The 20,560-nt window shown below is 71.0% G+C and carries 16 protein-coding genes; 7 read left to right on the forward strand and 9 right to left on the reverse strand.

From position 1 onward, the window contains the following. Positions 1-413: 413 nt before the first annotated feature. Positions 414-2,315 (reverse strand): translational GTPase TypA, encoded by a 1,902-nt coding sequence (gene typA / locus BG418_RS24240; protein ID WP_188276090.1) that lies wholly within the window; start codon positions 2,313-2,315, stop codon positions 414-416. 316 nt (positions 2,316-2,631) lie between these two features. Next, positions 2,632-5,094: an ABC transporter family substrate-binding protein gene (locus BG418_RS24245; protein ID WP_188276091.1), complete on the reverse strand. Its 2,463-nt coding sequence runs from the start codon at positions 5,092-5,094 to the stop codon at positions 2,632-2,634. A 313-nt stretch (positions 5,095-5,407) separates the two neighbouring features. Between BG418_RS24245 and BG418_RS24250 the strand changes: the two genes are divergently transcribed. The 4 genes from BG418_RS24250 to BG418_RS24265 are packed head-to-tail and all read left to right on the forward strand — an operon-like array spanning position 5,408 to position 9,282. Further along, positions 5,408-5,692: a hypothetical protein gene (locus BG418_RS24250; protein WP_188276092.1), complete on the forward strand. Its 285-nt coding sequence runs from the start codon at positions 5,408-5,410 to the stop codon at positions 5,690-5,692. Positions 5,693-5,713: 21 nt separating this feature from the next. After that, the gene (locus tag BG418_RS24255; RefSeq protein ID WP_188276093.1) at positions 5,714-6,532 is read left to right on the forward strand and encodes a hypothetical protein; all 819 of its coding nucleotides are present in this window, start codon (positions 5,714-5,716) and stop codon (positions 6,530-6,532) included. Between the two features lie 45 nt (positions 6,533-6,577). Then, positions 6,578-8,512 (forward strand): fumarate reductase/succinate dehydrogenase flavoprotein subunit, encoded by a 1,935-nt coding sequence (locus tag BG418_RS24260; protein ID WP_188276094.1) that lies wholly within the window; start codon positions 6,578-6,580, stop codon positions 8,510-8,512. Beyond that, positions 8,509-9,282, forward strand: a complete 774-nt coding sequence (locus BG418_RS24265; RefSeq protein ID WP_188276095.1) for a succinate dehydrogenase/fumarate reductase iron-sulfur subunit — start codon at positions 8,509-8,511, stop codon at positions 9,280-9,282. The genes BG418_RS24260 and BG418_RS24265 overlap by 4 nt, the downstream gene beginning before the upstream one ends. Before the next feature lie 68 nt (positions 9,283-9,350). Here BG418_RS24265 and BG418_RS24270 read toward each other — a convergent pair whose 3' ends face one another. Next, positions 9,351-10,406 (reverse strand): hypothetical protein, encoded by a 1,056-nt coding sequence (locus tag BG418_RS24270; RefSeq protein ID WP_399000064.1) that lies wholly within the window; start codon positions 10,404-10,406, stop codon positions 9,351-9,353. Positions 10,407-10,544: 138 nt separating this feature from the next. Here BG418_RS24270 and BG418_RS24275 point away from each other — a divergent pair, with 138 nt between their 5' ends. Next, positions 10,545-12,056 carry a TPM domain-containing protein gene (locus BG418_RS24275; RefSeq protein ID WP_188276096.1) on the forward strand — a complete coding sequence of 504 codons (1,512 nt, stop codon included), beginning with the start codon at positions 10,545-10,547 and terminating at the stop codon, positions 12,054-12,056. A 41-nt stretch (positions 12,057-12,097) separates the two neighbouring features. Continuing rightward, on the forward strand, positions 12,098-12,835 hold the full coding sequence (locus BG418_RS24280; RefSeq protein ID WP_188276097.1) for a PspA/IM30 family protein: 738 nt from the start codon (positions 12,098-12,100) through the stop codon (positions 12,833-12,835). 20 nt (positions 12,836-12,855) lie between these two features. Here BG418_RS24280 and BG418_RS24285 read toward each other — a convergent pair whose 3' ends face one another. The 6 genes from BG418_RS24285 to BG418_RS24310 all read right to left on the reverse strand — a co-directional run bounded on the left by BG418_RS24285 (position 12,856) and on the right by BG418_RS24310 (position 19,239). Then, entirely contained in the window at positions 12,856-15,408 is a 2,553-nt protein-coding gene (locus BG418_RS24285; RefSeq protein WP_399000067.1) for a SpoIIE family protein phosphatase, read from the reverse strand. A gap of 168 nt (positions 15,409-15,576) precedes the next feature. Beyond that, positions 15,577-15,981: an anti-sigma regulatory factor gene (locus BG418_RS24290; RefSeq protein WP_188276098.1), complete on the reverse strand. Its 405-nt coding sequence runs from the start codon at positions 15,979-15,981 to the stop codon at positions 15,577-15,579. Between the two features lie 147 nt (positions 15,982-16,128). Further along, positions 16,129-16,557 carry a (deoxy)nucleoside triphosphate pyrophosphohydrolase gene (locus BG418_RS24295; RefSeq protein ID WP_188276099.1) on the reverse strand — a complete coding sequence of 143 codons (429 nt, stop codon included), beginning with the start codon at positions 16,555-16,557 and terminating at the stop codon, positions 16,129-16,131. A gap of 47 nt (positions 16,558-16,604) precedes the next feature. After that, on the reverse strand, positions 16,605-16,784 hold the full coding sequence (locus BG418_RS24300) for an SPOR domain-containing protein (protein WP_188276100.1): 180 nt from the start codon (positions 16,782-16,784) through the stop codon (positions 16,605-16,607). A gap of 242 nt (positions 16,785-17,026) precedes the next feature. Then, positions 17,027-17,779 carry a GntR family transcriptional regulator gene (locus BG418_RS24305; protein WP_188276101.1) on the reverse strand — a complete coding sequence of 251 codons (753 nt, stop codon included), beginning with the start codon at positions 17,777-17,779 and terminating at the stop codon, positions 17,027-17,029. 179 nt (positions 17,780-17,958) lie between these two features. Continuing rightward, positions 17,959-19,239, reverse strand: coding sequence for a DUF4190 domain-containing protein (locus BG418_RS24310; protein ID WP_188276102.1), 1,281 nt, complete (start codon positions 19,237-19,239; stop codon positions 17,959-17,961). Positions 19,240-19,404: 165 nt separating this feature from the next. Here BG418_RS24310 and BG418_RS24315 point away from each other — a divergent pair, with 165 nt between their 5' ends. Next, positions 19,405-20,559 (forward strand): pyridoxal-phosphate dependent enzyme, encoded by a 1,155-nt coding sequence (locus BG418_RS24315; RefSeq protein WP_188276103.1) that lies wholly within the window; start codon positions 19,405-19,407, stop codon positions 20,557-20,559. Position 20,560: the final 1 nt, after the last annotated feature.

Here is a 20,560-nt window from a genome sequence, read left to right on the forward strand (position 1 = left end):
CAAAAAGATCGCCGACACCCCTGACGGCGATCGATGAAGCGCCCCGAGTGTGCTCGTGAGTCGGCACTCCCCACAGTGCGTGACCCATTGACCCGAGCTCAATGGAGCCAACTATTAAGTACGGCCGGGCTGTAAACCACACTTAAAGGGTCTCGTTTTGACAACATCAGGACAGGCCAACAGTCCGAAATCCGGACAAACAGAGCACAGACAGACACGCCCGAAACGGACCGTTAACACATCTTCCGGAGCGCGGGGATCGATATCCGAACAGGATGTCCCTTAAAACAACTTGACCCCGCGCCAGATGATGATCACTGCGCATGGGCCGCGCCCGCCCCACCGTACGACAACGGCCCGGCCCCCCGCGATCTTCGCGGGGGGCCGGGCCGACAGGCTCAACTGGTCTGCGATCAGCCGTGCTTGGCGCGCGAGGCCGTGCGGCCGCGCTCCTTCTGGTCCAGGACGACCTTCCGGATACGGACGGCCTCCGGGGTCACCTCGACGCACTCGTCGTCGCGGCAGAACTCCAGGGACTGCTCCAGGGAGAGCTTGCGCGGGGGCACCACGTTCTCGGTGTTGTCCGCGGAAGCCGCACGCATGTTGGTGAGCTTCTTCTCCTTGGTGATGTTCACGTCCATGTCGTCGGAGCGCGAGTTCTCACCGACGATCATGCCCTCGTACACCTCGGTGCCGGGCTCGGTGAACAGCACACCGCGCTCCTGGAGGTTGATCATCGCGAACGGCGTGACCGCACCGGCGCGGTCGGCGACCAGGGAGCCGTTGTTACGGGTCACCAGGTTGCCGAACCACGGCTCGTGGCCCTCGTGGATCGAGTGGGCGATACCCGTACCGCGGGTGTTGGTCAGGAACTCCGTACGGAAGCCGATGAGGCCACGGGACGGGACGACGAACTCCATGCGGACCCAGCCGGAACCGTGGTTGGACATGTTGTCCATCCGGCCCTTGCGGACACCCATGAGCTGCGTGACCGCGCCCATGTGCTCCTCGGGGACGTCCACCGTGAGGCGCTCGACCGGCTCGTGCGTCTTGCCGTCGACCTCCTTGGTGACGACCTGCGGCTTGCCGATGGTGAGCTCGAAGCCCTCGCGGCGCATCTGCTCGACCAGGATGGCGAGCGCGAGCTCACCACGGCCCTGGACCTCCCAGGCGTCCGGGCGCTCGGTGTCCAGGACTCGCAGCGAGACGTTACCGATCAGCTCGCGGTCCAGGCGGTCCTTGACCTGGCGGGCGGTGACCTTGCGGTCCTTGACGGCGGACTTGGCGTCCGCGCCCTTGCCGGTGCCGCCACGGCCGACGAGCGGCGAGGTGTTGGTGCCGATGGTCATGGAGATGGCCGGCTGGTCGACCGTGATCAGCGGCAGGGCGACCGGGTTCTCCGGGTCGGCCAGCGTCTCGCCGATCATGATGTCGGGGATACCGGCGACGGCGCAGATGTCACCGGGGCCCGCCACCTCGGCCGGCTTGCGGGTGAGCGCCTCGGTCATCATCAGCTCGGAGATGCGGACGTTCGAGATCGAGCCGTCGCGCTTGATCCAGGCGACCGTCTGGCCCTTGCGCAGCTCGCCCTGCTCGACACGGAGCAGCGCGATACGGCCGAGGAAGTTGTCGGCGTCGAGGTTGGTGACGTGGGCCTGGAGCGGCGCGTCCTCCTCGTACGTCGGGGCCGGGACGTGCTCCAGGATGGTGGAGAAGAACGGCTCCAGGTTGGTGGAGTCCGCCGGGACCGTGCCGTCCTGCGGCTTGGTCAGCGAGGCGATGCCGTCGCGGCCGCAGGCGTAGACGATCGGGAACTCGATCTGGTCCTCGTCCGCGTCCAGGTCCAGGAACAGGTCGTACGTCTCGTTGACGACCTCGTCGATCCGGGAGTCCGGGCGGTCCGTCTTGTTGATGCAGAGGATGACGGGCAGGCGCTGCTGGAGCGCCTTGCGCAGCACGAAGCGGGTCTGCGGCAGCGGACCCTCGGAGGCGTCGACGAGCAGCACGACGGCGTCCACCATCGACAGACCACGCTCGACCTCACCGCCGAAGTCGGCGTGGCCGGGGGTGTCGATGATGTTGATCGTGATCGGGGCCCCGCCGTCCTTGGGGTGGTACTTCACGGCGGTGTTCTTCGCCAGGATCGTGATGCCCTTCTCACGCTCCAGGTCGTTCGAGTCCATCATGCGGTCGTCGAGGTGCTGGTGCGCGGCAAACGCACCCGCCTGCTTGAGCATGGCGTCGACGATGGTCGTCTTACCGTGGTCGACGTGGGCGACGATGGCGACATTGCGGATGTCGTGGCGCGTGGGCATGCTGGCTGGCGCTTCTCTCGATCGGGAATCAGGCGTCTGACGGTCGAAGCCTCGTCCGCCCGCCGGGCGCGGACACGCCACGGCTAGTCCTATGGTACGGGGCTGACGCGCCCGGGGCCTCCCGGGCCGAACCTATGATCGTTTCTACGGGGTGGGAAAGCAGCGAGAAGCCGGTTCCTGCGCAGCCTCAAGGCCGGGTCAAGGGCATGCACGACCTTGCCCGCCGGCGGGCCGGCGGGCAAGGGACTTGAGCCACTTCTGAGGTTCTGACCTGCTGATTCGTGGTGGCTGAAACTATTGCTTCAGGGCCGATCGATCACTTCTGGGAAGATTCGGCACCCTTCGCGGCACTCGGTGCCTTCTTGAAACCGATGTCCTCGAAATGCGGGGCCGCGAAGCCGAAGGCACCGGCGTTGACGACGTTCGGCTTCACCGCGACCAGCTGCGGGCGCTGATAGATCGGCAGGGACGCGGCCGCCGCCCAGATCCGGGCGTCCGCCTTGCGTACGAGATCGCGGGCCTCGTCCTCGTCGAGCTCGCCCGCCGCCCGGTCGAAGAGCTGGTCGATGCGGTCGGTGCCGATCCGGGTGTAGTTCTGCTCGACCAGCAGCGAGCCGTCCGAGGCGGGCTCGGGCTTGGCGAACACCGGCCGGTCGTCGGTGGCCGGGTAGGCGGTGCCGGGCCAGGAGTACAGCGCCAGATCGAAGTCGCCCGAGGCGATGTGGTCCTTGAAGTAGCTGTCGTCGGCCACCTTGGTGATCTCGGTGTTGATGCCGACCGCCTTCAGCATCTGCGCGATTTTGTCGCCGACCGCGCGCAGCGACTCCGAGCCCGCGCCCGAGGGGAGCACGAACCGCAGGGACAGCGGCTTGCCGTCCTTGCCGAGCGGCCCGCCCGCGGCGGCCGGGGCCGCCGTGCCCTTGGGGGCGTACGCGCCGGGGGCGCCGCCCTGGCGGTGCGCCTCGGTGCGGTGGATCTCCTCCTGGCGGCGGGCGCCGTGGCCGGAGCCCGCGTCGTCGATCGCCTCGGCCTGGCGCATCAGGGCGATCTCCTGGAGGGCGGCCGCGCGGGCCGGGGCGAGCACGTGGGTGTCGCTGCCGGGGCCCGAGCCGCCGGGCCGGTTGTCCCCGGGCTTGTCGTCACCGGCGCCGCCCGCGTCCGGCTTCTCCTCGCCCGCGTAGTACGGCCCCTCGCCGACCTTCCGGCCACCGACCCGGTAGGTCACCTTGCCCGGCCGGTCGGCCGCCTTGTCGTCGCCGACGATGTACGTGCCGTCGCCCTCGGCGCCCTCGCGCTTGGCGTCGTCGTCGGCGCCCGCACCGGACGCCTTGCTGCCCGCCTTGGTCGAGCCGGGCTTCTGGCGGGCGCCGCCCGGCGTGAAGCCCGCGTCGGCCAGCAGGGCCTGCGCCTCATGGGTGTCCTGGCCGCCGAGCGCGTCGCTGTTGTCCGCGTACGCCTGCTGTCCGGCGAGCGCCAGATGGCTGCCGGGCGGGTGCGCGGGCAGCCCGAGCGGCTTGAGCACGATCTCTGCGAGCTCCTTGCGGTCGAGGGCGCGGGCGATGGCCCGGCGCACCCGTTCGTCGGCGAGCGGGCCGGAGCTGCCGTTGAGGGCGAGCTGGGTGTAGGCGGGCTCCAGGGATCTGCGGATGACGAGCCCGCCCAGGCCCGCCTGCTCCTGGGCGTAGCGCTCGATGGCCTCGCGGGTCTGCTTGCGGGCGCGCACCTCCGAGTCGGCCCGCTCCTCGTCGGAGCCGTGCGCGAGCGCCCAGGAGCGCAGTGCGGAGGCCGGGGTGATCGCGGCGCCGGGGCCGTGGGCGAGCTCGGGGCCGTCGTTGCCCCGGCCCGCGCTCTTGTCGCGTTCGGCGAGCGTGATGCGCTCGGCGGCGGGCCGGTCGATCTCGGCCACGTCGAGGCTGCCGTCGGCGAGGGCGGCGACCCGCTTGTCGCGCGGCACGGCCCGGAAGACGAGCTCGTCGAGCTTGCTGGGCCGACCCCACCAGCGCGGGTTGCGGGTGAGCGTGAGGGTGCCCTTGTCGCGGTCCGTCGCCTTCAGGAGAAACGGTCCTGCGGTGGCCTTGAGCTTGGTGCGGGCGCCGTCGTTGAAGGCGTCCGGCGTACCGGTCACGTCCTTCGGGTAGAGCGGATTGAAGAGCGCCCGCCAGTCCGCGTACGGCTTGTTGAAGGTGACCTTGACCTCCAGGTCGTTGGCGCCCTTCTCGATCTTCTCGATCCGCTCGTACCCCGCGTTGCGCGCGGTCCAGTACGCCGAGTCGCGGCCGCTGAGCGCGCGCCACTGGGCGACGAAGTCGGGCGCCCCGATCTCCCGGCCGTCGCTCCACACCGCCTTCTGGTTGAGCTTGTAGAGCACGACCTGCTTCGGCTCGCGCTGCACGACCTCGGCCTTCTCCAGGAAGTCCGGGTTGCGCTGCGGTCTGCCCCGGTCGTCCAGGGTGAAGAGGCTGGGCAGCACGGCGCCGGTGATCCGCGCGGTCGCGGCGTCTGCGTCGGCCTGGAACGCGTTGAGCGTCTGCGGCATCGCGTCGACGGCCCAGCGCAGGGTGCCCCCGTCGGCGACCTGGGGCCGGGCGGCCGCACCGATGTCCTGGGGGACGGCGGACGCGGACGCGTCGTCGTCCGAGGAGCAGCCCGCCAGTGCGGGCAGTGCCAGCACACCGGAGGCGAGGAGCGCGACGGACCGCAGCGACGCGGCGGTGCGGATGGCGGCGACGGTGCGGACCGCCCGGGATGCCCTCCCGCGCTGGACTCCGACGTGGGCCATGGCTTGTACCTCTTCGTCAGTTTTGTTTGCTTGGTGGCATTTCGCGATGATCACACGTATTGCCCACCCACTGAAGAGGACGGCCCCCCTGCCCGTACCGCGACACGGCGTGCGGGCGGCCGGATCCCACCCATGCGGCGCAATGACGGCGCGAACGGCGGACCGCGCGCCCCCTATAACCCCGTGCACGCGCCTTCACAACCACGGAAGTGACGCGCGACACTCTTGGGCGCATGACCTTTCGGGGGGATCCGGAGGTCGCCCTCCGGAATGACCGGTTCACCGCCCGCTACTGCGGAAGGTAGGGCACGTCATGTCCCTGCAGGACGAGTTGACGGCAGTTCAGCGCTGTCTCGACGACCTCGTCAGGTCGGTCGGACGGCTGGAGAAGGCCGGCGACGGCGGCCTGGACATCCGGCGGGTGCGGACCGACACCGACCATCTGCGCGAGAGCGTGGCGCTGCTGCGCGAGACCGTTCCCCGCACCGCCGCGGTCCGCCCGGACCTGGTGACCATCCCGGACACGCCGTACGACACCTCCCTCTGGACGGACTCGGACGACGAAGGTCTCGGCGCCCGCGACCGGCGCGCCCCCTGACCCAGCTGACTGGAGCCACTGTTGGCCACAGGCACCGAACCCCAACCCATCACCGGCGTTCACGACGCCTCGCGCGCCGCCATCGCGCCACGCCATCTGCGGACGGACCGCTGGTGGCTGGCGCCGGCCGTGACCGCCGCCGGACTGCTCGCCTTCGTCGTCTACTCGACCTGGCGGGCCTTCGTGAACGACAACTACTACGCGGCTCCCTATGTGTCGCCCTTCTACTCGCCGTGCGTCGCCGACAACTGCGCGCCCATGCACGGCGGCCCGAACGCCGATCTGATCGGCAGCTGGTGGGGCCTGTCCCCCGCCCTGCTGATCCTGATCTTCCCGCTCGCGTTCCGGGGCACCTGCTACTACTACCGCAAGGCCTACTACCGGGGCTTCTGGGCCTCGCCACCGGCCTGCGCGGTCGCCGAGCCGCACAAGAAGTACTCGGGCGAGACCCGCTTCCCGCTGGTGATCCAGAACATCCACCGCTACACGTTCTACTTCGCCCTGCCGGTCGCCGGCTTCCTCACGTACGACACGGTCCTCACCTTCCGCGACGACCACTACCGCTGGGGCCACATGGGTCTCGGCTCGCTGATCTTCGTGGCCAACATCGTGCTGATCTGGGCGTACACCCTCTCCTGCCACTCCTGCCGGCACATCGTCGGCGGCAAGCTGCGGCACTTCTCCAAGCACCCGGTGCGCTACCGGCTGTGGGGCTGGGCGGGGAAGCTGAACAACCGTCACATGCTGCTCGCCTGGTCGTCGCTGATCAGCGTCTCCGTCGCCGATCTGTATGTGTACCTGCTCTCCACCGGGGCGTTCGACGATCCGAGGTTCTTCTGATGACAACGGGACTTCTGACCACAACGGGACATGGGGCCGCCTGAGATGACGCAGCTCGAACGGCAGCAGTGGGACGTCGTCGTGGTGGGCGCGGGCGGGGCGGGCCTGCGGGCCGCCATCGAGGCACGCGAGCAGGGCGCCCGTACCGCGGTCATCTGCAAGTCCCTGTTCGGCAAGGCCCATACGGTCATGGCCGAGGGCGGCATCGCCGCCTCCATGGGCAATGTGAACTCCGGCGACAACTGGCAGGTGCACTTCCGCGACACCATGCGCGGCGGCAAGTTCCTCAACCAGTGGCGGATGGCCGAGCTCCACGCGCGCGAGGCGCCCGACCGGGTGTGGGAACTGGAGACCTGGGGCGCCCTCTTCGACCGTACGCCCGACGGCCGGATCTCCCAGCGCAACTTCGGCGGCCATGAGTACCCGCGCCTGGCCCACGTCGGCGACCGCACCGGCCTGGAGCTCATCCGTACGCTCCAGCAGAAGATCGTCTCGCTCCAGCAGGACGACAAACGCGAATTCGGCGACTACGAAGCCCGGTTGAAGGTCTTCCAGGAGTGCACGGTCACCCGCGTCCTCAAGGACGGCGAGCGGGTGTCCGGCGCCTTCTGCTACGAGCGAGAGTCCGGCCGCTTCTTCGTCCTCCAGGCCCCGGCCGTGGTGCTCGCGACCGGCGGCATCGGCAAGTCCTTCAAGGTGACGTCGAACTCCTGGGAGTACACCGGCGACGGCCACGCGCTCGCGCTGCTCGCGGGCGCGCCGCTGCTCAACATGGAGTTCGTGCAGTTCCACCCCACCGGCATGGTCTGGCCGCCGTCGGTGAAGGGCATCCTGGTAACCGAGTCGGTCCGGGGCGACGGCGGGGTGCTGCGCAACTCCGAGGGCAAACGCTTCATGTTCGACTACGTGCCGGACGTCTTCAAGGAGAAGTACGCGGAGTCCGAGGCGGAGGGCGACCGCTGGTACGAGGACCCGGACCACAACCGCCGCCCGCCCGAACTGCTGCCCCGCGACGAGGTCGCCCGGGCCATCAACTCCGAGGTCAAGGCGGGTCGCGGCTCCCCGCACGGCGGCGTCTTCCTGGATGTGTCGACCCGGATGCCCGCCGAGGTCATCCGGCGCCGGCTGCCGTCCATGCACCACCAGTTCAAGGAGCTGGCCGACGTGGACATCACGGCCGAGCCCATGGAGGTCGGCCCGACCTGCCACTACGTGATGGGCGGCATCGCGGTCGACTCGGAGACGGCGGCCGCGCGCGGGGTGCCCGGGCTCTTCGCGGCGGGCGAGGTGGCCGGCGGCATGCACGGCTCCAACCGCCTGGGCGGCAACTCCCTCTCCGACCTGCTGGTCTTCGGCCGCCGGGCCGGACTGCACGCCGCCGAGTACACCTCGGCGCTCGGCTCCGCCCGACCCGCCGTGGACGAGGCGCAGGTGGACGCCGCTGCCGCCGAGGCGCTGCGCCCGTTCAGCGCCGAGCCCGCCGAGGCCACGACCGCCGCGCCCGAGAACCCGTACACCCTCCACCAGGAGCTCCAGCAGGCCATGAACGACCTGGTCGGCATCATCCGGCGGGACGCGGAGATGCGGCAGGCGCTGGAGAAACTGGGCGAGCTGCGCGTACGGGCCCGGCGCGCCGGGGTGGAGGGGCACCGCCAGTTCAACCCCGGCTGGCACCTCGCCCTGGACCTGCGGAACATGCTGCTGGTCAGCGAGTGCGTGGCGCGCGCGGCCCTGGAGCGCACCGAGAGCCGGGGCGGCCACACCCGCGAGGACTGGCCGGCGATGGACCGCGCCTGGCGCCGGGCCAATCTGCTGTGCAGCCTGGCCGACCCCACCGGCGGCCTGGCGGCCACCGACCCGGTACGGGGCCAGATCCGGCTGACACGCGAAGAGACCGAACCCATCCGTGCCGACCTGCTCGCCCTCTTCGAGAAGGAGGAGCTGGTCAAGTACCTCGCCGAAGAGGAGCTCTACGAGTGACCACGTATGACGCGAGCTTCCGGGTCTGGCGGGGCGACACCGGCGGCGGCGATCTGACGGACTACAAGGTCGAGGTGAACGAGGGCGAGGTCGTCCTCGACATCATCCACCGGCTCCAGGCGACCCAGGCGCCCGACCTCGCGGTGCGCTGGAACTGCAAGGCGGGCAAGTGCGGTTCCTGCTCGGCGGAGATCAACGGCCGCCCGCGCCTGATGTGCATGACGCGGATGTCGGTGTTCTCCCGCGAGGAGACGATCACGGTCACTCCGCTGCGGGCGTTCCCGGTCGTCCGCGACTTGGTGACCGACGTCACCTTCAACTACGAGAAGGCGCGAGAAGTTCCCGCCTTCGTTCCCCCGAAGGGGGTGGCTCCCGGCGAGTACCGGATGCAGCAGGTCGACGTGGAGCGCTCGCAGGAGTTCCGCAAGTGCATCGAGTGCTTCCTGTGCCAGGACACCTGCCATGTGGTGCGCGACCACGAGGAGAACAAGACGGCCTTCGCGGGCCCCCGCTTCCTGATGCGGATCGCGGAGCTCGACATGCACCCGCTGGACGCGGCGGACGAGACGGGCCTGGACCGCAAGCGCACCGCCCAGGACGAACACGGCCTGGGCTACTGCAACATCACCAAGTGCTGCACGGAGGTCTGCCCCGAACACATCAAGATCACCGACAACGCCCTGATCCCGCTGAAGGAACGGGCGGTGGACCGCAAGTACGACCCGCTGATCTGGCTGGGCAACAAGATCGGCCGACGGCCGGGAAGCTAGGCGATACGGGACGGGGCCCGGCATCCGTGGATGCCGGGCCCCGCCGTCGTACCGCTCGTACCCGTGGCTCAGTTCCAGCCCTTGTCGTACGCGGCCCAGTCCTTGTCCCGGGCCGTGAAGTCGACGTACAGGGCCACGCCGAAGTGCTCGCGGTGCCGGTCGGTTCGGCCCAGCCCGAGCCGGACGCCGCGCACGGCCGCCTTGACCGTCTCGGCCGAGCCGTGGTGCCCCATGTTCTCCGTCTGGAAGAACGGCAGCCCCATCAGCAGGTCGGTGGTCTTGGGCGTCACCTCAAGCGCGAGCGACGCCTGCTGGGCGACATAGCCGCCGTACAGGCTCTCCAGCGGCATCGAGGTGTCGTACGACATGACCGCGATCTGGTCGACGCGCTTGGCGACCTGCCCGAAGTACGCCTGCGACCACCACTTGGGGTGTCCGGCGATCTTGCCGGCCGCCGAGTGCAGCTTCGGGACCGGGTCTATCTGGTGCGCCGCCACGGAGAGCGTCGCGTTGTGCGCGCGCGTCATGGGCCGCACCACGTCCAGGAACTCCAGGAAGTGGCGGTCGCCCGAGGGCACCGGCTCCACGTCGAAGTGCACGCCGTCGAAGCCGCCGGTCAGCACCTGGCGGGCGGAGTCCACCATCGCGCTGCGGGTCTCCGGTCGCTCCAGACGCAGCCCCTTGGGGCTCTCGGTGGCGAGCTTGTCACCGAGCCAGGCCTGGACGCGTACGCCGGGAAGCCTGCTGTGCATCCCGTCGACCAGCCAGCGCGCCTTCGGGTAGCGCGCGGCGGGCAGGGTGCCGTCGTGCTCCAGTGGCCCGGTGTGGACGTACAGGTCGTGTATCCCGGTGTCCCGCACGCGCGCGGCGAAGACGTCGAGGTCGTGCTCGCTCTTACGGCCGTCGACCCAGGCGTGGCCGAGCCAGATGGCGTCCCGGCCCCGCGTTCTGGTGCCGTCCCCCGGGTCGCCCGCGTAGCTGCTGCGCAGCGCCACGGCGCCGACCACCATCGGAGCCATCACCAGCAGCACGGCCGCGAGCACGGCACGCCGCACCCAGGTCCGTGCCGGGCGCCGGAACCACCGGCGCAGGCCTTCCACTCCGGCCGATATAGCTGTCCGCACGAGAACCCCTGACTGTCAGTGTGCCGTGGAAGTATGACGTCCCGGTGGCGGATGGCATAACGAGCGGGCCGCGTCCGGCCGAGGCGGGCGAATTCCGCCCGGTCGCGGAGCGGCAGATCCGGCCATACCCTCACAAATGTGACGCCGTGTGTCAGTCGCACCAGGCCGCACATAGCCGTCCGGGCCGTCCGGGGCCTCGTGGCCGTGCTACTGGCGGCGGGCTGGCTCGCCCTGCCCGGCGTTCCGTCAGCGCGCGCGGACGCCCTGACGGCGGCTGTGGAGATGCCCGCGGCGCCCCCTGTGGCCGCCTCCACGCACAACGGATCCTTCTCCTCCAGTGACTACGTGCTGCCCGTCGCCGTCCTCGTGGGGGCGGGCGCGGCGGCCGCGTACGCGTATGCCCACAGGAACCGGCGGTCCCTGACCCGGACGACGCCCGCGAGTGCGCCGGGGGCGGGGGCGGGGGCCGGCGGGGAGGGGGCGGCCGAGTCTCGGGAAAGCCTCAACCTCGACGCGCTGGGCGCTCTCGACACCGGGAGCAAGGAGGCGCTGGTCGCCGCCGATGACGCCATTCGTACGAGTGAAGAGGAACTGGGTTTCGCCGCCGACCAGTTGGAGGAAGAGGCGGTCCGCCCGTTCGCGGAGGCCGTCGCGTACGCCAGGTCGGAAGTGTCGGCGGCGTTCAGGCTGCGCCAGCAGCTCGACGACGGTGACCCGGAGGACGACGAGGCCCGGCGGGCGCTGCTCGACGAGATCGTCTCGCGCTGCGCCGACGCCGACGAACGCCTCGACGCCGAGGCCGCCGCCTTCGACCGGCTGCGCGACCTGGAGCACAACGCCCCGCAGGCGCTCGCCGCCGCCGAAGCGTCCTTCCGTACGCTCACCGGCCGTACGGCGGCGGCGGATTCGACGCTGACCGCACTGCACCAGCAGTACGAGCCGTCGGCGTTCGCGCCCGTCGCGGGCCATGTCGAGGAGGCCAAGGACCGTCTGGTCTTCGCGACGACCACCCTGAACCTGGCCCGCCAAGCACTCGACGCGGACGACAACGACACGGCGGCGGTGTACGTACGCGCCGCCGAGGGTGCGGTCGCCCAGACGACGTTGCTGGTCGAGGCGGTGGAGCGGCGCGGGCGCGAACTGGCCGACGCCGAGGGGGCGGTGGGTGAGGGGAAGGTGGACGAGGGGAAGGTGGACGAGGGGACGGCGGTCGGCGCGGAGACCTCGGTCGCCGAGGTGGAGGCCGCCGTCGCCATGGCCGAGGTCTACATCACCACGCACCGGGGCGCGGTGGGATGTGAGGCCCGCACACGGTTGTACGCGGCCCGGCGCCACCTCGAACTGGCCGGTGGCGCGGCCGAGTCGGGCCCGGCGGGCGCGCTGGCCCGGCAGGCACAGAGCCTCGCCGAAACCGACGTTCACTCGTTCGAGGAAACCGGGAACACCGGCGAATCGGCACTCGTATCACGAGGGGAAGGCGGGCTGAGCGGGGCGGTGCTCGGCGGGATCATCCTCAGTGGAACGGACACAGACGGAGCAGGGGGTGGCGACGGGACAGGGGGAACAGGGGACTTGGGCGAGACAGGCGGACCGGGCAGCTTCGGGGGCGGGGGCACCCGGCGACGGAAAGGTGGTGGTGGCCGCTTCTGACCATGGGCGCAGTCGCCCCGATCGGTGCAAGGAGAAGAACCATGAGCGACAGGCAGTCGGTTCTCGGCCGGGTCGGCCAGCTGGCGAAGGCCAACATCAACGCGCTCCTCGACCAGGCCGAGGACCCGCAGAAGACGTTGGACCAGCTGATACGGGAGTACACGAGCAACATCGCGGAGGCGGAGCAGACAGCCGCCGCCACCCTCGGCGAACTGCGCCTCATGGAGCAGGACCGGCACGAGGACCTGGTGGCCGCCAAGGAGTGGGGCGACCAGGCGCTCGCTGCCAGCCGTAGAGCCGATGTGCTGCGCGCCGACGGCTCGGCCGACGAGGCCGACCGCTTCGACCGCCTCGCCAAGGTGGCGATCGGCAGAGAACTGCAAGCGGAGAAGGAGGCGCGTACGGCCGAGCCGACGATCGCCGCACAGACGGGGGTGGTGGAGAGATTGAAGTCGGGCGTGGAGCAGATGAGGTCGAGGTTGGCCGAACTGGCGTCGAAGCGGGATGAGTTGGCGACCAGCGCCACGTCGGCGGCACAGACATCGACATCGGCGACGGCACCGAGCCGGATGGCGGACGTGGTCAAGGGCATCAGTGTGCTCGACCCGACCGGCGAGATATCCCGCTTCGAGGACAAGATACGGCGCGAGGAGGCGCGGGCACGGGGCACGCAGACGCTCGAAGTGTCGTCGCTGGACGCCCAGTTCGAGCAACTGGACGCCTTCGACGACACGGCGGAGGTGGCGGCGAGACTGGCGGCACTGAAGGCGACGACGTAGCACTCGGTGGTCCGCGGGGCTCAGAACATGCTCAGCAGTTGCTCCTCCGTGAGCTCGGTGGGGCCGGACTCGCCGTCGGGCAGGGAGAGTTCGAACCAGACCGTCTTGCCGCGCGGGGTGCGGCGCGAGCCCCACGACGCGCTCAGCAGGCCGACGAGCTGGAGACCCCGGCCGCCCTCGTCGGTGTCGCGGGCGCGCCGCCGTCTGGGCTGGACCAGGCCCGCGTCCCACACCTCGCAGACGAGGGCGCGGTCGCGCAGCAGCCGGAGTCTGACCTCGCCCTCGCCGTACCGCAGGGCGTTGGTGACGAGCTCGCTGACCAGGAGCTCGGTGGTGTCGACGAGGTCGCCCAGATCCCAGGCGAGCAGCTGGGCGCGGGCGAGCTCACGGGCGCGGCCGACCGAGCGGGGCTCGCGCGGCAGTCGCCAGTCGCCGACCGCGTCCGACTCCAGGCCCTGGATACGGGCCATGAGCAGGGCGATGTCGTCCTCGCCATGGCGGGTGTCGAGGGTGTTGAGGACCTGGTCGCAGACGTCCTCCAGTTCGGCGACCGGGTCGCTGATGGCCTTGCGGAAGGCCCGTAGGCCCTCGTCCAGGGGGTGGTCGCGGGACTCCACGAGGCCGTCGGTGTAGAGGGCCAGCAGGGCGCCCTCGGGTAGTTCCACCTCGATCTCCTCGAACGGCTCGCCGCCGACGCCGAGCGGCAGGCCGGGCGGCATGTCGAGGAAGAGCGCGGGCTCACCGGGCTCGACCAGGACGGGAGGGAGATGGCCGGCGTTGGCGATGGCGCAGCGCCGTGTCACCGGGTCGTACACCGCGTACACACAGGTCGCCAGGTAGACCTCGGAGAGGTCGGCCTCGCGGGACTTGTGAGAGCCGCGCGAGCCGGGGCGGCCGCGTCGGGCACCGCCGGAGTCGCGGTCGGGGCCGCCGGGGTCGCCCAGGCCCCGGGCGATCTCGTCGAGGTGCGAGAGCACCTCGGCCGGCTCCAGGTCGAGCATGGCCAGGGTCCGTACGGCGGTGCGCAGTTCGCCCATGGCGACGGCGGCCCGCAGACCGCGGCCCATCACGTCGCCGACGACCAGGGCGGTGCGGTGGCCGGGGAGTTCGATCACGTCGAACCAGTCGCCGCCGACCTCGGTGGCCGCGTTGCCGGGCAGATAGCGGCAGGCGATGTCGAGCCCGGCGGCCTCGGGGTCGCCGGGCGGGAGCAGGGAGCGCTGGAGGATCAGCGCGCGTTCGTGCTCCCTGCGGTAGAGGCGGGCGTTGTCGATGCAGACGGCGGCGCGGGAGGCGAGTTCGGTGGCGAGCGCGCGGTCGCGGTCGCCGAAGGGCTCGCTGCCCTTGGCGCGGGAGAACTGGACGAGGCCGACCACGGTGTCGTGGGCGACCATCGGGACGGCGAGCGTCGTGTGCACCAGGCTCCCCTCGTCGCCCGGTACGGCATGCAGACGGCCGGTGCGCAGGGCGCCGGCACAGGGCGAGTGGAAGAGGTAGCGATGGACATCGCCGACGGCGACCACCGGGCCCGGGCCGGACCCGGTGAGGGGCCCGTCCGAGACGGCGCTGGCGAACGCGACGCGGCGCAGCTCGGCGCTGCCGTCGGCCCGGTTCTGGAGGGCGTCGTCCCCGGCGAGCAGGGCCGTGTAGAGGTCGACGGAGGCGAGGTCGCAGAAGCCGGGGACGGCGACGTCGAGGAGTTCGCGGGCGGTGGTCTCCAGGTCCAGCGAGTTGCCGATCCGGTTGCCCGCCTCGTTGAGCAGGGCGAGGTTGCGGCGGGCGTCGGCGGCCTCGCGGGCCGCGTTGTGACGGCGGGTCACATCGATGCCGAGGCTGGCGACGCCGATGGGCCGGCCGGTGCCGCTGTGCACCCGGTAGAGGTTGATCGACCAGTGCCGGCGGGCCGGGTCGCCGGGTGCGGTGCCGACGAGCTGGAGGTCGGTGACGGACTCGCCGGTCTCCAGGACGCGCTGGAGGGCGGCGGCCATCCGGTCGGCCTCGGCGCGGTTCAGATAGTCGTGGACGGTGTGGCCGCGGTGGTCGGCGGGGTCGCCGCCGAAGACGGTGGCGAAGCGCTTGTTGGCCCGGAGCACGGTGAGGTCCGTACCGAACAGCAGGAAACCGAAGGGAGATTGGCCAAAAATGGCCTGCGACGCGGCGAGGTCCGTCTCGATGCCGCGCAGCGCCCGGACGTCGACGACGATGCAGAGCGCGCCGCGTTCACCGGCCGCCGTCTCACTCGGCATCACATAGAGCTCGGCGAACCCGTGCCGCCCCTCGTTCTCCGGCAGCCGGAACGGGACGATGCCCGTCCACTCCCGGCCGTCCAGGATCTCGGTGACCCGTCGATGGCCCTGCGAGCGCAGCTCAGGAGGCATGAAGGCGTCCACCGGGTCGAGCCCCACGACCTCGCGGGCGGCCAGGCCGAACTGCTCCTCGGCCCGCAGGCTCCACTGCTCGATCAGCCCGTCGGGTCCGATCGAGAACGAGGCGACCCTGATGTAGTCATAGATCGAGCCAGGCGGGCTGCTCTGCCACACGACACCGCCAGACGTCTCAGGTATCTCGCTCACGCGACCGTCCCCTCCAGCTCACCGCACCGGACCGGCCTTGACCGCAGTATTCAGTACTACGGCCCCCACCGACACGGCGTTCACGATCACATCCCGGTCTCGTTCTTTTCCGGCCGCCGCGCGACCTCGTCGTCCGAGGCGGTGGTGATCGTTCGTCCCTCCCTCCTTCTAACCAGGCAGGGCCAGCTCGAACCACACGGTCTTGCCCGTCCTGCCGCGTCTGGTCCCCCACCGCCGAGCAGAACAAGCCACCAACTGAAGTCCCCGGCCGCCCTCGTCGTCCGGCCCGGCGTCCCGCTCGACGGGCTCCTCGGGCAGCGGGTCGGAGACCTCCACCAGCAGGGCGCCGGGCTCCAGGCAGGCCATGCGGACCCCGATGGGCCCCGACGCGTACCGCAGGGAATTGGTCACGAGTTCGCTGACCAGCAGCACCGCCACATCGCTCACGGCCGGGTCGAACGACCAGCCGCGCAAGGTGTCCCTGACGGCGTGCCGAGCGGTGCGCACGGCACCCGCCTCCGCCGGGAAGGTCCACTCGGCGCAGCCGCCGGAGGTGTCGATCACACCGCTCACCCGCATCCGACTCTTCGGGGGGTTTAGAAGGATTAATAGCCACATACCCGATATATGACGTCAACTATCCCCACGCGGGGCGCACGGTGGCACGAACGGCGTACGGCGTGGAGCGCGGGGTGCTGTCCTGCCGCGCGGGGACCCCGGTCAGCTCCCCGCGTGCCGCTCCCCCGCCGCCAGGGTGCGCTCGGCGAGGATGCGGGCCGCCCGCGCCACCGCCGGGCGGTCCTGGGGCAGCCAGTCGACCTCGTCCGTAGCGTCCGGGGCGAGCCAGCGCAGGGCGTCGTGGTCCTCCAGGGGGCGCGGGTCACCGGAGAGCAGCCGGGCGGTCCACACCCACAGCACATAGCCCGGCTTGAGCGGCCACTCCCCAGGGATCCGCTCCAGCGTCTCGACCTCCACGCCCAGTTCCTCGCGCAGCTCGCGCACCAGGGCCTGCTCGGGGCTCTCGCCCGGCTCCACCTTGCCGCCGGGCAGCTCCCAGCGTCCGGCGAGCTCGGGCGGGGCGCTGCGGCGCGCGGCCAGCAGCCTGCCCCCGTCGAACACGGCCCCGGCCACCACCACACGATCGTCCATGCGCCGGAGCGTAACCCGCACCCGGCGCGGCCCCACCCACGGGCCCGTTACTGCGCCGGCTGGCCGATGCGCTCGACCCAGTAGAGCTGCCGGTGGCCCCGGTCGTCGAGGCTGTCGACGATCTTCTGCGCCTCGGCGCGAGTGGCGTACCTGCCGACGCGGTAGCGGTTGCCGTTGTCGTCCTGGCGTATCACCTGCCAGGAAAGCACCGTTCCGCTCTCGTTCATCGCACCCCTCCCGCCGTCGGCATGCAGGTCGGCCGAGATCCCCAGGAAACCGCATTCCGCATATGCCTGAGCCTACGCCTGACCTTTACGCACCGGATACGTGTTCTCACAAAGAGATACGGATCCGGCCACAGAGGGCATGCCGACGGGGGCGCACTCATTCGAGTGCGCCCTCGTTACGGGAGTTGACACTGTGTCAGCCCGTCGTCGTCACCCCCACGTAACCGACGCGCGGTAGGCGGTCACTTCACCGGCAGGTGGTACGCGATCCGGTAGCGGTCCGCCGGGACGACGACGTCGGCCGTCTCCACGGCGAGCCCCGACGCGTAGTACGTCCGCTCGATGACCAGCACCACATGGCCCGGGACCCCGCCGAGCGCCAGGAGCTCCTCCGCCAGCCCCGGGCGCGCGCCGACCTCCTCCACCACGTTGTCCACGACCACCTCGATCGCGGCCATCCGCTCCACCACGCCGCACCCCCCGAGCGGGCCCTCCTCGGGCAGCATCACCGGGGTGCGCCCGGTGACCGCGAGCGGCTCCCAGGAGGTGGAGAGCATCATCTGCTCGCCCGCGTCCCGGTACACGTACCGCGTGCGCATGACCCGGTCGCCGACCCGGATGCCGAGCCGCTTGGCGATCTCGGGGGACGCCTCCTCCTGCTCGCTGCCCGACTCCCAGGTGCCCCGGGTGCCGTCCTCGGCCTGCTCCTGGCGAAAGGGGCTGGCCCCCTTGGCCGGGCGGTACCCGGAGCGGGCGATCCGGCGCGGGACCGGGCGCTCGCGCACGTACGTACCCGACCCGGAGCGGCCCTCGACCAGGCCCTCCGCCATGAGGACCTTGCGGGCCTCCAGGGCGACGGTGTCGGACACCCCGTACTGCTCGCGGATGCGCGCCTGCGAGGGAAGGCGGGTGTGCGGCGGCAGCGAACCACTGACGATCTTCTGCCGGAGATCGCTGGCGACGCGCAGATAGGCCGGCTGCTCACCGAAAGTCACTGGCCACTCCCATCAGGTTGACAGACTGCAACAGCGTGGCAACCGTCGGTTGTGCGCCGCAAGCCAAGGCCAGAGTTTCACCCGATGTGATGACGTGGCTTTTACGCAGGGCGTACCGCGGGTATCCAACCGATCAGCCGGCTGTCCGGCCCCAGGGGGCTACCCGTCCCATCCTCGCCTCAGACCGATTTGGAACCGTCACTTCCGGTTCCGCTGCCCGACCCGTTGCCGGATCCGCTCCCGGTGCCGGGTCCGGCGTCCGTGCCGCCGTTGTCGGACTCGCCGGTGGAGCCGCCATCGGCGCCGCTGGTACCGCCCGTGCTGCCGCCGGAGTCGGTGGCCGGCGGGGTCGTGGCGAGGTGCAGCGCGCGCCGGGCCGCGATCTCCGTGGCCTGCCGCAGCGCGTGGTCCGCCGCGCCCGAGTGCAGATAGAAGGCGTCCGCGTCGGTGGCCGTGGCCGCCTTCGCCCATTCCTTCTGCGCGAGTTCGAACTCCTTGATCCGGGCCTGGACCTGCGCGTCGGCGCTCGCGGGCCAGGTGCGCCCGCGCAGCCGCGCGCTCTCCTGCGTCAGTACGTCCGAGAGCTTCCCGGCCCACTTCCTGAACCCGTCGAGGTCCTCCTCGACCCGGTCCTTGTCGGGGGCGGACGCGAACGCGCGGTCGTACGCGTTGGAGGACCGCAGATACGTCATCTGGTCGGCGTCGAGCCGGAGCGCGTCATTGCGCACCGACCCGTGGAGCTTGCCGCTGGAGGTGGCGAACGCGCAGGTCACGGAGTGGTCGCCGAGCCGCCAACTGCGTTGGCTCGGCGTGTAGTAGTACGACTCGGCCTCGGCCGGCAGGGCCCAGCTGTCCATCGCGTACTCCTGCTCGACCGGCCAGCAGCGGCGGTCGGCGAGCGCGGTGATGGCCTTGTCGCCGGGGAAGGCGGACCCCGACAGCTTGAAGGAGCCGGAGACCTCGCCGTCGTGCGGCTTGTCGCACGGCACGACCGTGACGTTCACGACCTCGCGCTCCAACTCCCCTCCGGGGACGTTGAAGCAGTCGCCCCTGCGCAGGTTCATGGTGCTGCGGGTGTGCTGGGCGTCGTGGACACCGCTCTTGAACCCGTCCCAGAACGAGCCCGCCGCGCCGCTGACGACGAAGACCACCGCCAGGACCGTACTGACCGAGGAGAGCACCACACCGGTGACGGCCATGCCCTTGCCGCGCAGCCCCTTCTTCCTGATATGCCCGAGCGCGACGCCGCCGAGCACCGCGCCGAGCGGCGGCACACAGCAGACGATGCCGGTGACCAGCGAGGCGACGGCCAGACCACTGGTCCTGGCCGGCTCCGGGAACGGCTGCGGATACGGGTACCAGGGCTGCTGCGGCCCGGGATACGGGGGCGGCCAGCCGGGGCCGTGGCCCTGGCCCGGCTGCGGGTGCGGCTCGGGCGCGGGCGGCGGCGGTATGTCCACGGGTAAGGGCTCCTCGTCGAGGTCAGACGAACTGCTGCGCGAATCGTACGCGGGGGCGGGGTAGGGGTGACGGGGGTTGTGGACCGCCGCGTTCCGGGCGTGCGCGGTCCGCCTGGCGGCGAGCTCGGCACGGGTGGATTCCCGGAGTCGATCTAGGGTCGTCGTATGACCTCTCTGAACGCGACGCTTCCCGGTGCGCAGGAGCGGGCGGCGGTCTACCGCTGCCCCGAGGACGGGACGCGCGTCCCCGTCGAGGCCGCCGCCCCCTGGTGCTGCCCGGTCTGCCGGGGCCCCTGGGACCTGGACTTCTCCCCCGCGCCGGTCGACCTCAAGTCGCTTGCCGGACGCGTCAATTCGCTCTGGCGCTACGCGGAGGCACTGCCGCTCGACGGACCGCCGCCGGTCACCCTGGGCGAGGGCCGCACCCCGCTGGTTCCGCTCACCGACACCGTCTCGGCCAAGCTGGACTTCCTGATGCCGACGCTGTCGTTCAAGGACCGGGGCGCGGTCGTACTCGCCGAACTGGCACGGCGGTTGGGGCCCGAGCGGGTGGTCGCGGACAGCAGCGGCAACGCGGGCACGTCCGTCGCCGCGTATCTGGCCCGGGCCGGTCTGCCCTGCACGGTGTACGTGCCCGAGTCGACCTCGCCGAAGAAGGTCGAGCAGATCGGGGCGCACGGGGCGCGGGTCGAGCGGATCCCCGGCGACCGCGAGGCCACGGCCCGGGCCGCCCGTTCCGCCGCCGACGCGCCCGGCACGTTCTACGCCTCGCACGTCTTCAACCCGTACTTCCTGCACGGCACGAAGACGTACGTGTACGAGCTCTGGGAGGAGCTGGGCGGACGGCTGCCCGACGCGATCGTGGTGCCCGTCGGCAACGGCACGCTGCTGCTCGGCGCGGCACTCGCCACGTCCGAGCTGTACGCGCACGGGCTGATCGCGTCGCGACCCGCACTGGTCGCGGTGCAGGCGGAGGCGGTGTCACCGCTGGCGTCGGCGTTCCGGGCGGGGGCGGAGGGGTTGCTGGACGCGGGGGACTTGGCCGCCGCTGACACTCTGGCCGAGGGGATCGCCATCCCGCGGCCGCCCCGGGCACGGCAGATCCTGCGGGCGGTGCGTTCGTCGGGCGGTACGTTCCTGACGGCTACGGAGGCCCAACTCCACGCCGCACAACGGGACTTGGCGGGACGGGGTCTGTTCGTTGAGTCGACCGGGGTTGCCTGCTGGGCGGCGGTGAGCGCGGCGGCGGACGCGTTCGCGGGGCGGAGTGTGGTGGTGCCGTTGTGCGGAGCGGGGCTCAAGACGGGCCTCAGCGGGTAGC

The organism is Streptomyces sp. CBMA152 (genome assembly GCF_014596475.1).
Classification (GTDB): domain Bacteria; phylum Actinomycetota; class Actinomycetes; order Streptomycetales; family Streptomycetaceae; genus Streptomyces.

Coding starts and splice junctions, on each gene's coding strand:
- BG418_RS24245 (WP_188276091.1), bottom strand. CDS start 5,094: ATGGCCCACGTCGGAGTCCAGCGCGGGAGGGCATCCCGGGCGGTCCGC.
- BG418_RS24280 (WP_188276097.1), top strand. CDS start 12,098: ATGAGCGACAGGCAGTCGGTTCTCGGCCGGGTCGGCCAGCTGGCGAAG.
- BG418_RS24300 (WP_188276100.1), bottom strand. CDS start 16,784: ATGAACGAGAGCGGAACGGTGCTTTCCTGGCAGGTGATACGCCAGGAC.
- typA (WP_188276090.1), bottom strand. CDS start 2,315: ATGCCCACGCGCCACGACATCCGCAATGTCGCCATCGTCGCCCACGTC.
- BG418_RS24295 (WP_188276099.1), bottom strand. CDS start 16,557: ATGGACGATCGTGTGGTGGTGGCCGGGGCCGTGTTCGACGGGGGCAGG.
- BG418_RS24315 (WP_188276103.1), top strand. CDS start 19,405: ATGACCTCTCTGAACGCGACGCTTCCCGGTGCGCAGGAGCGGGCGGCG.
- BG418_RS24260 (WP_188276094.1), top strand. CDS start 6,578: ATGACGCAGCTCGAACGGCAGCAGTGGGACGTCGTCGTGGTGGGCGCG.
- BG418_RS24250 (WP_188276092.1), top strand. CDS start 5,408: ATGTCCCTGCAGGACGAGTTGACGGCAGTTCAGCGCTGTCTCGACGAC.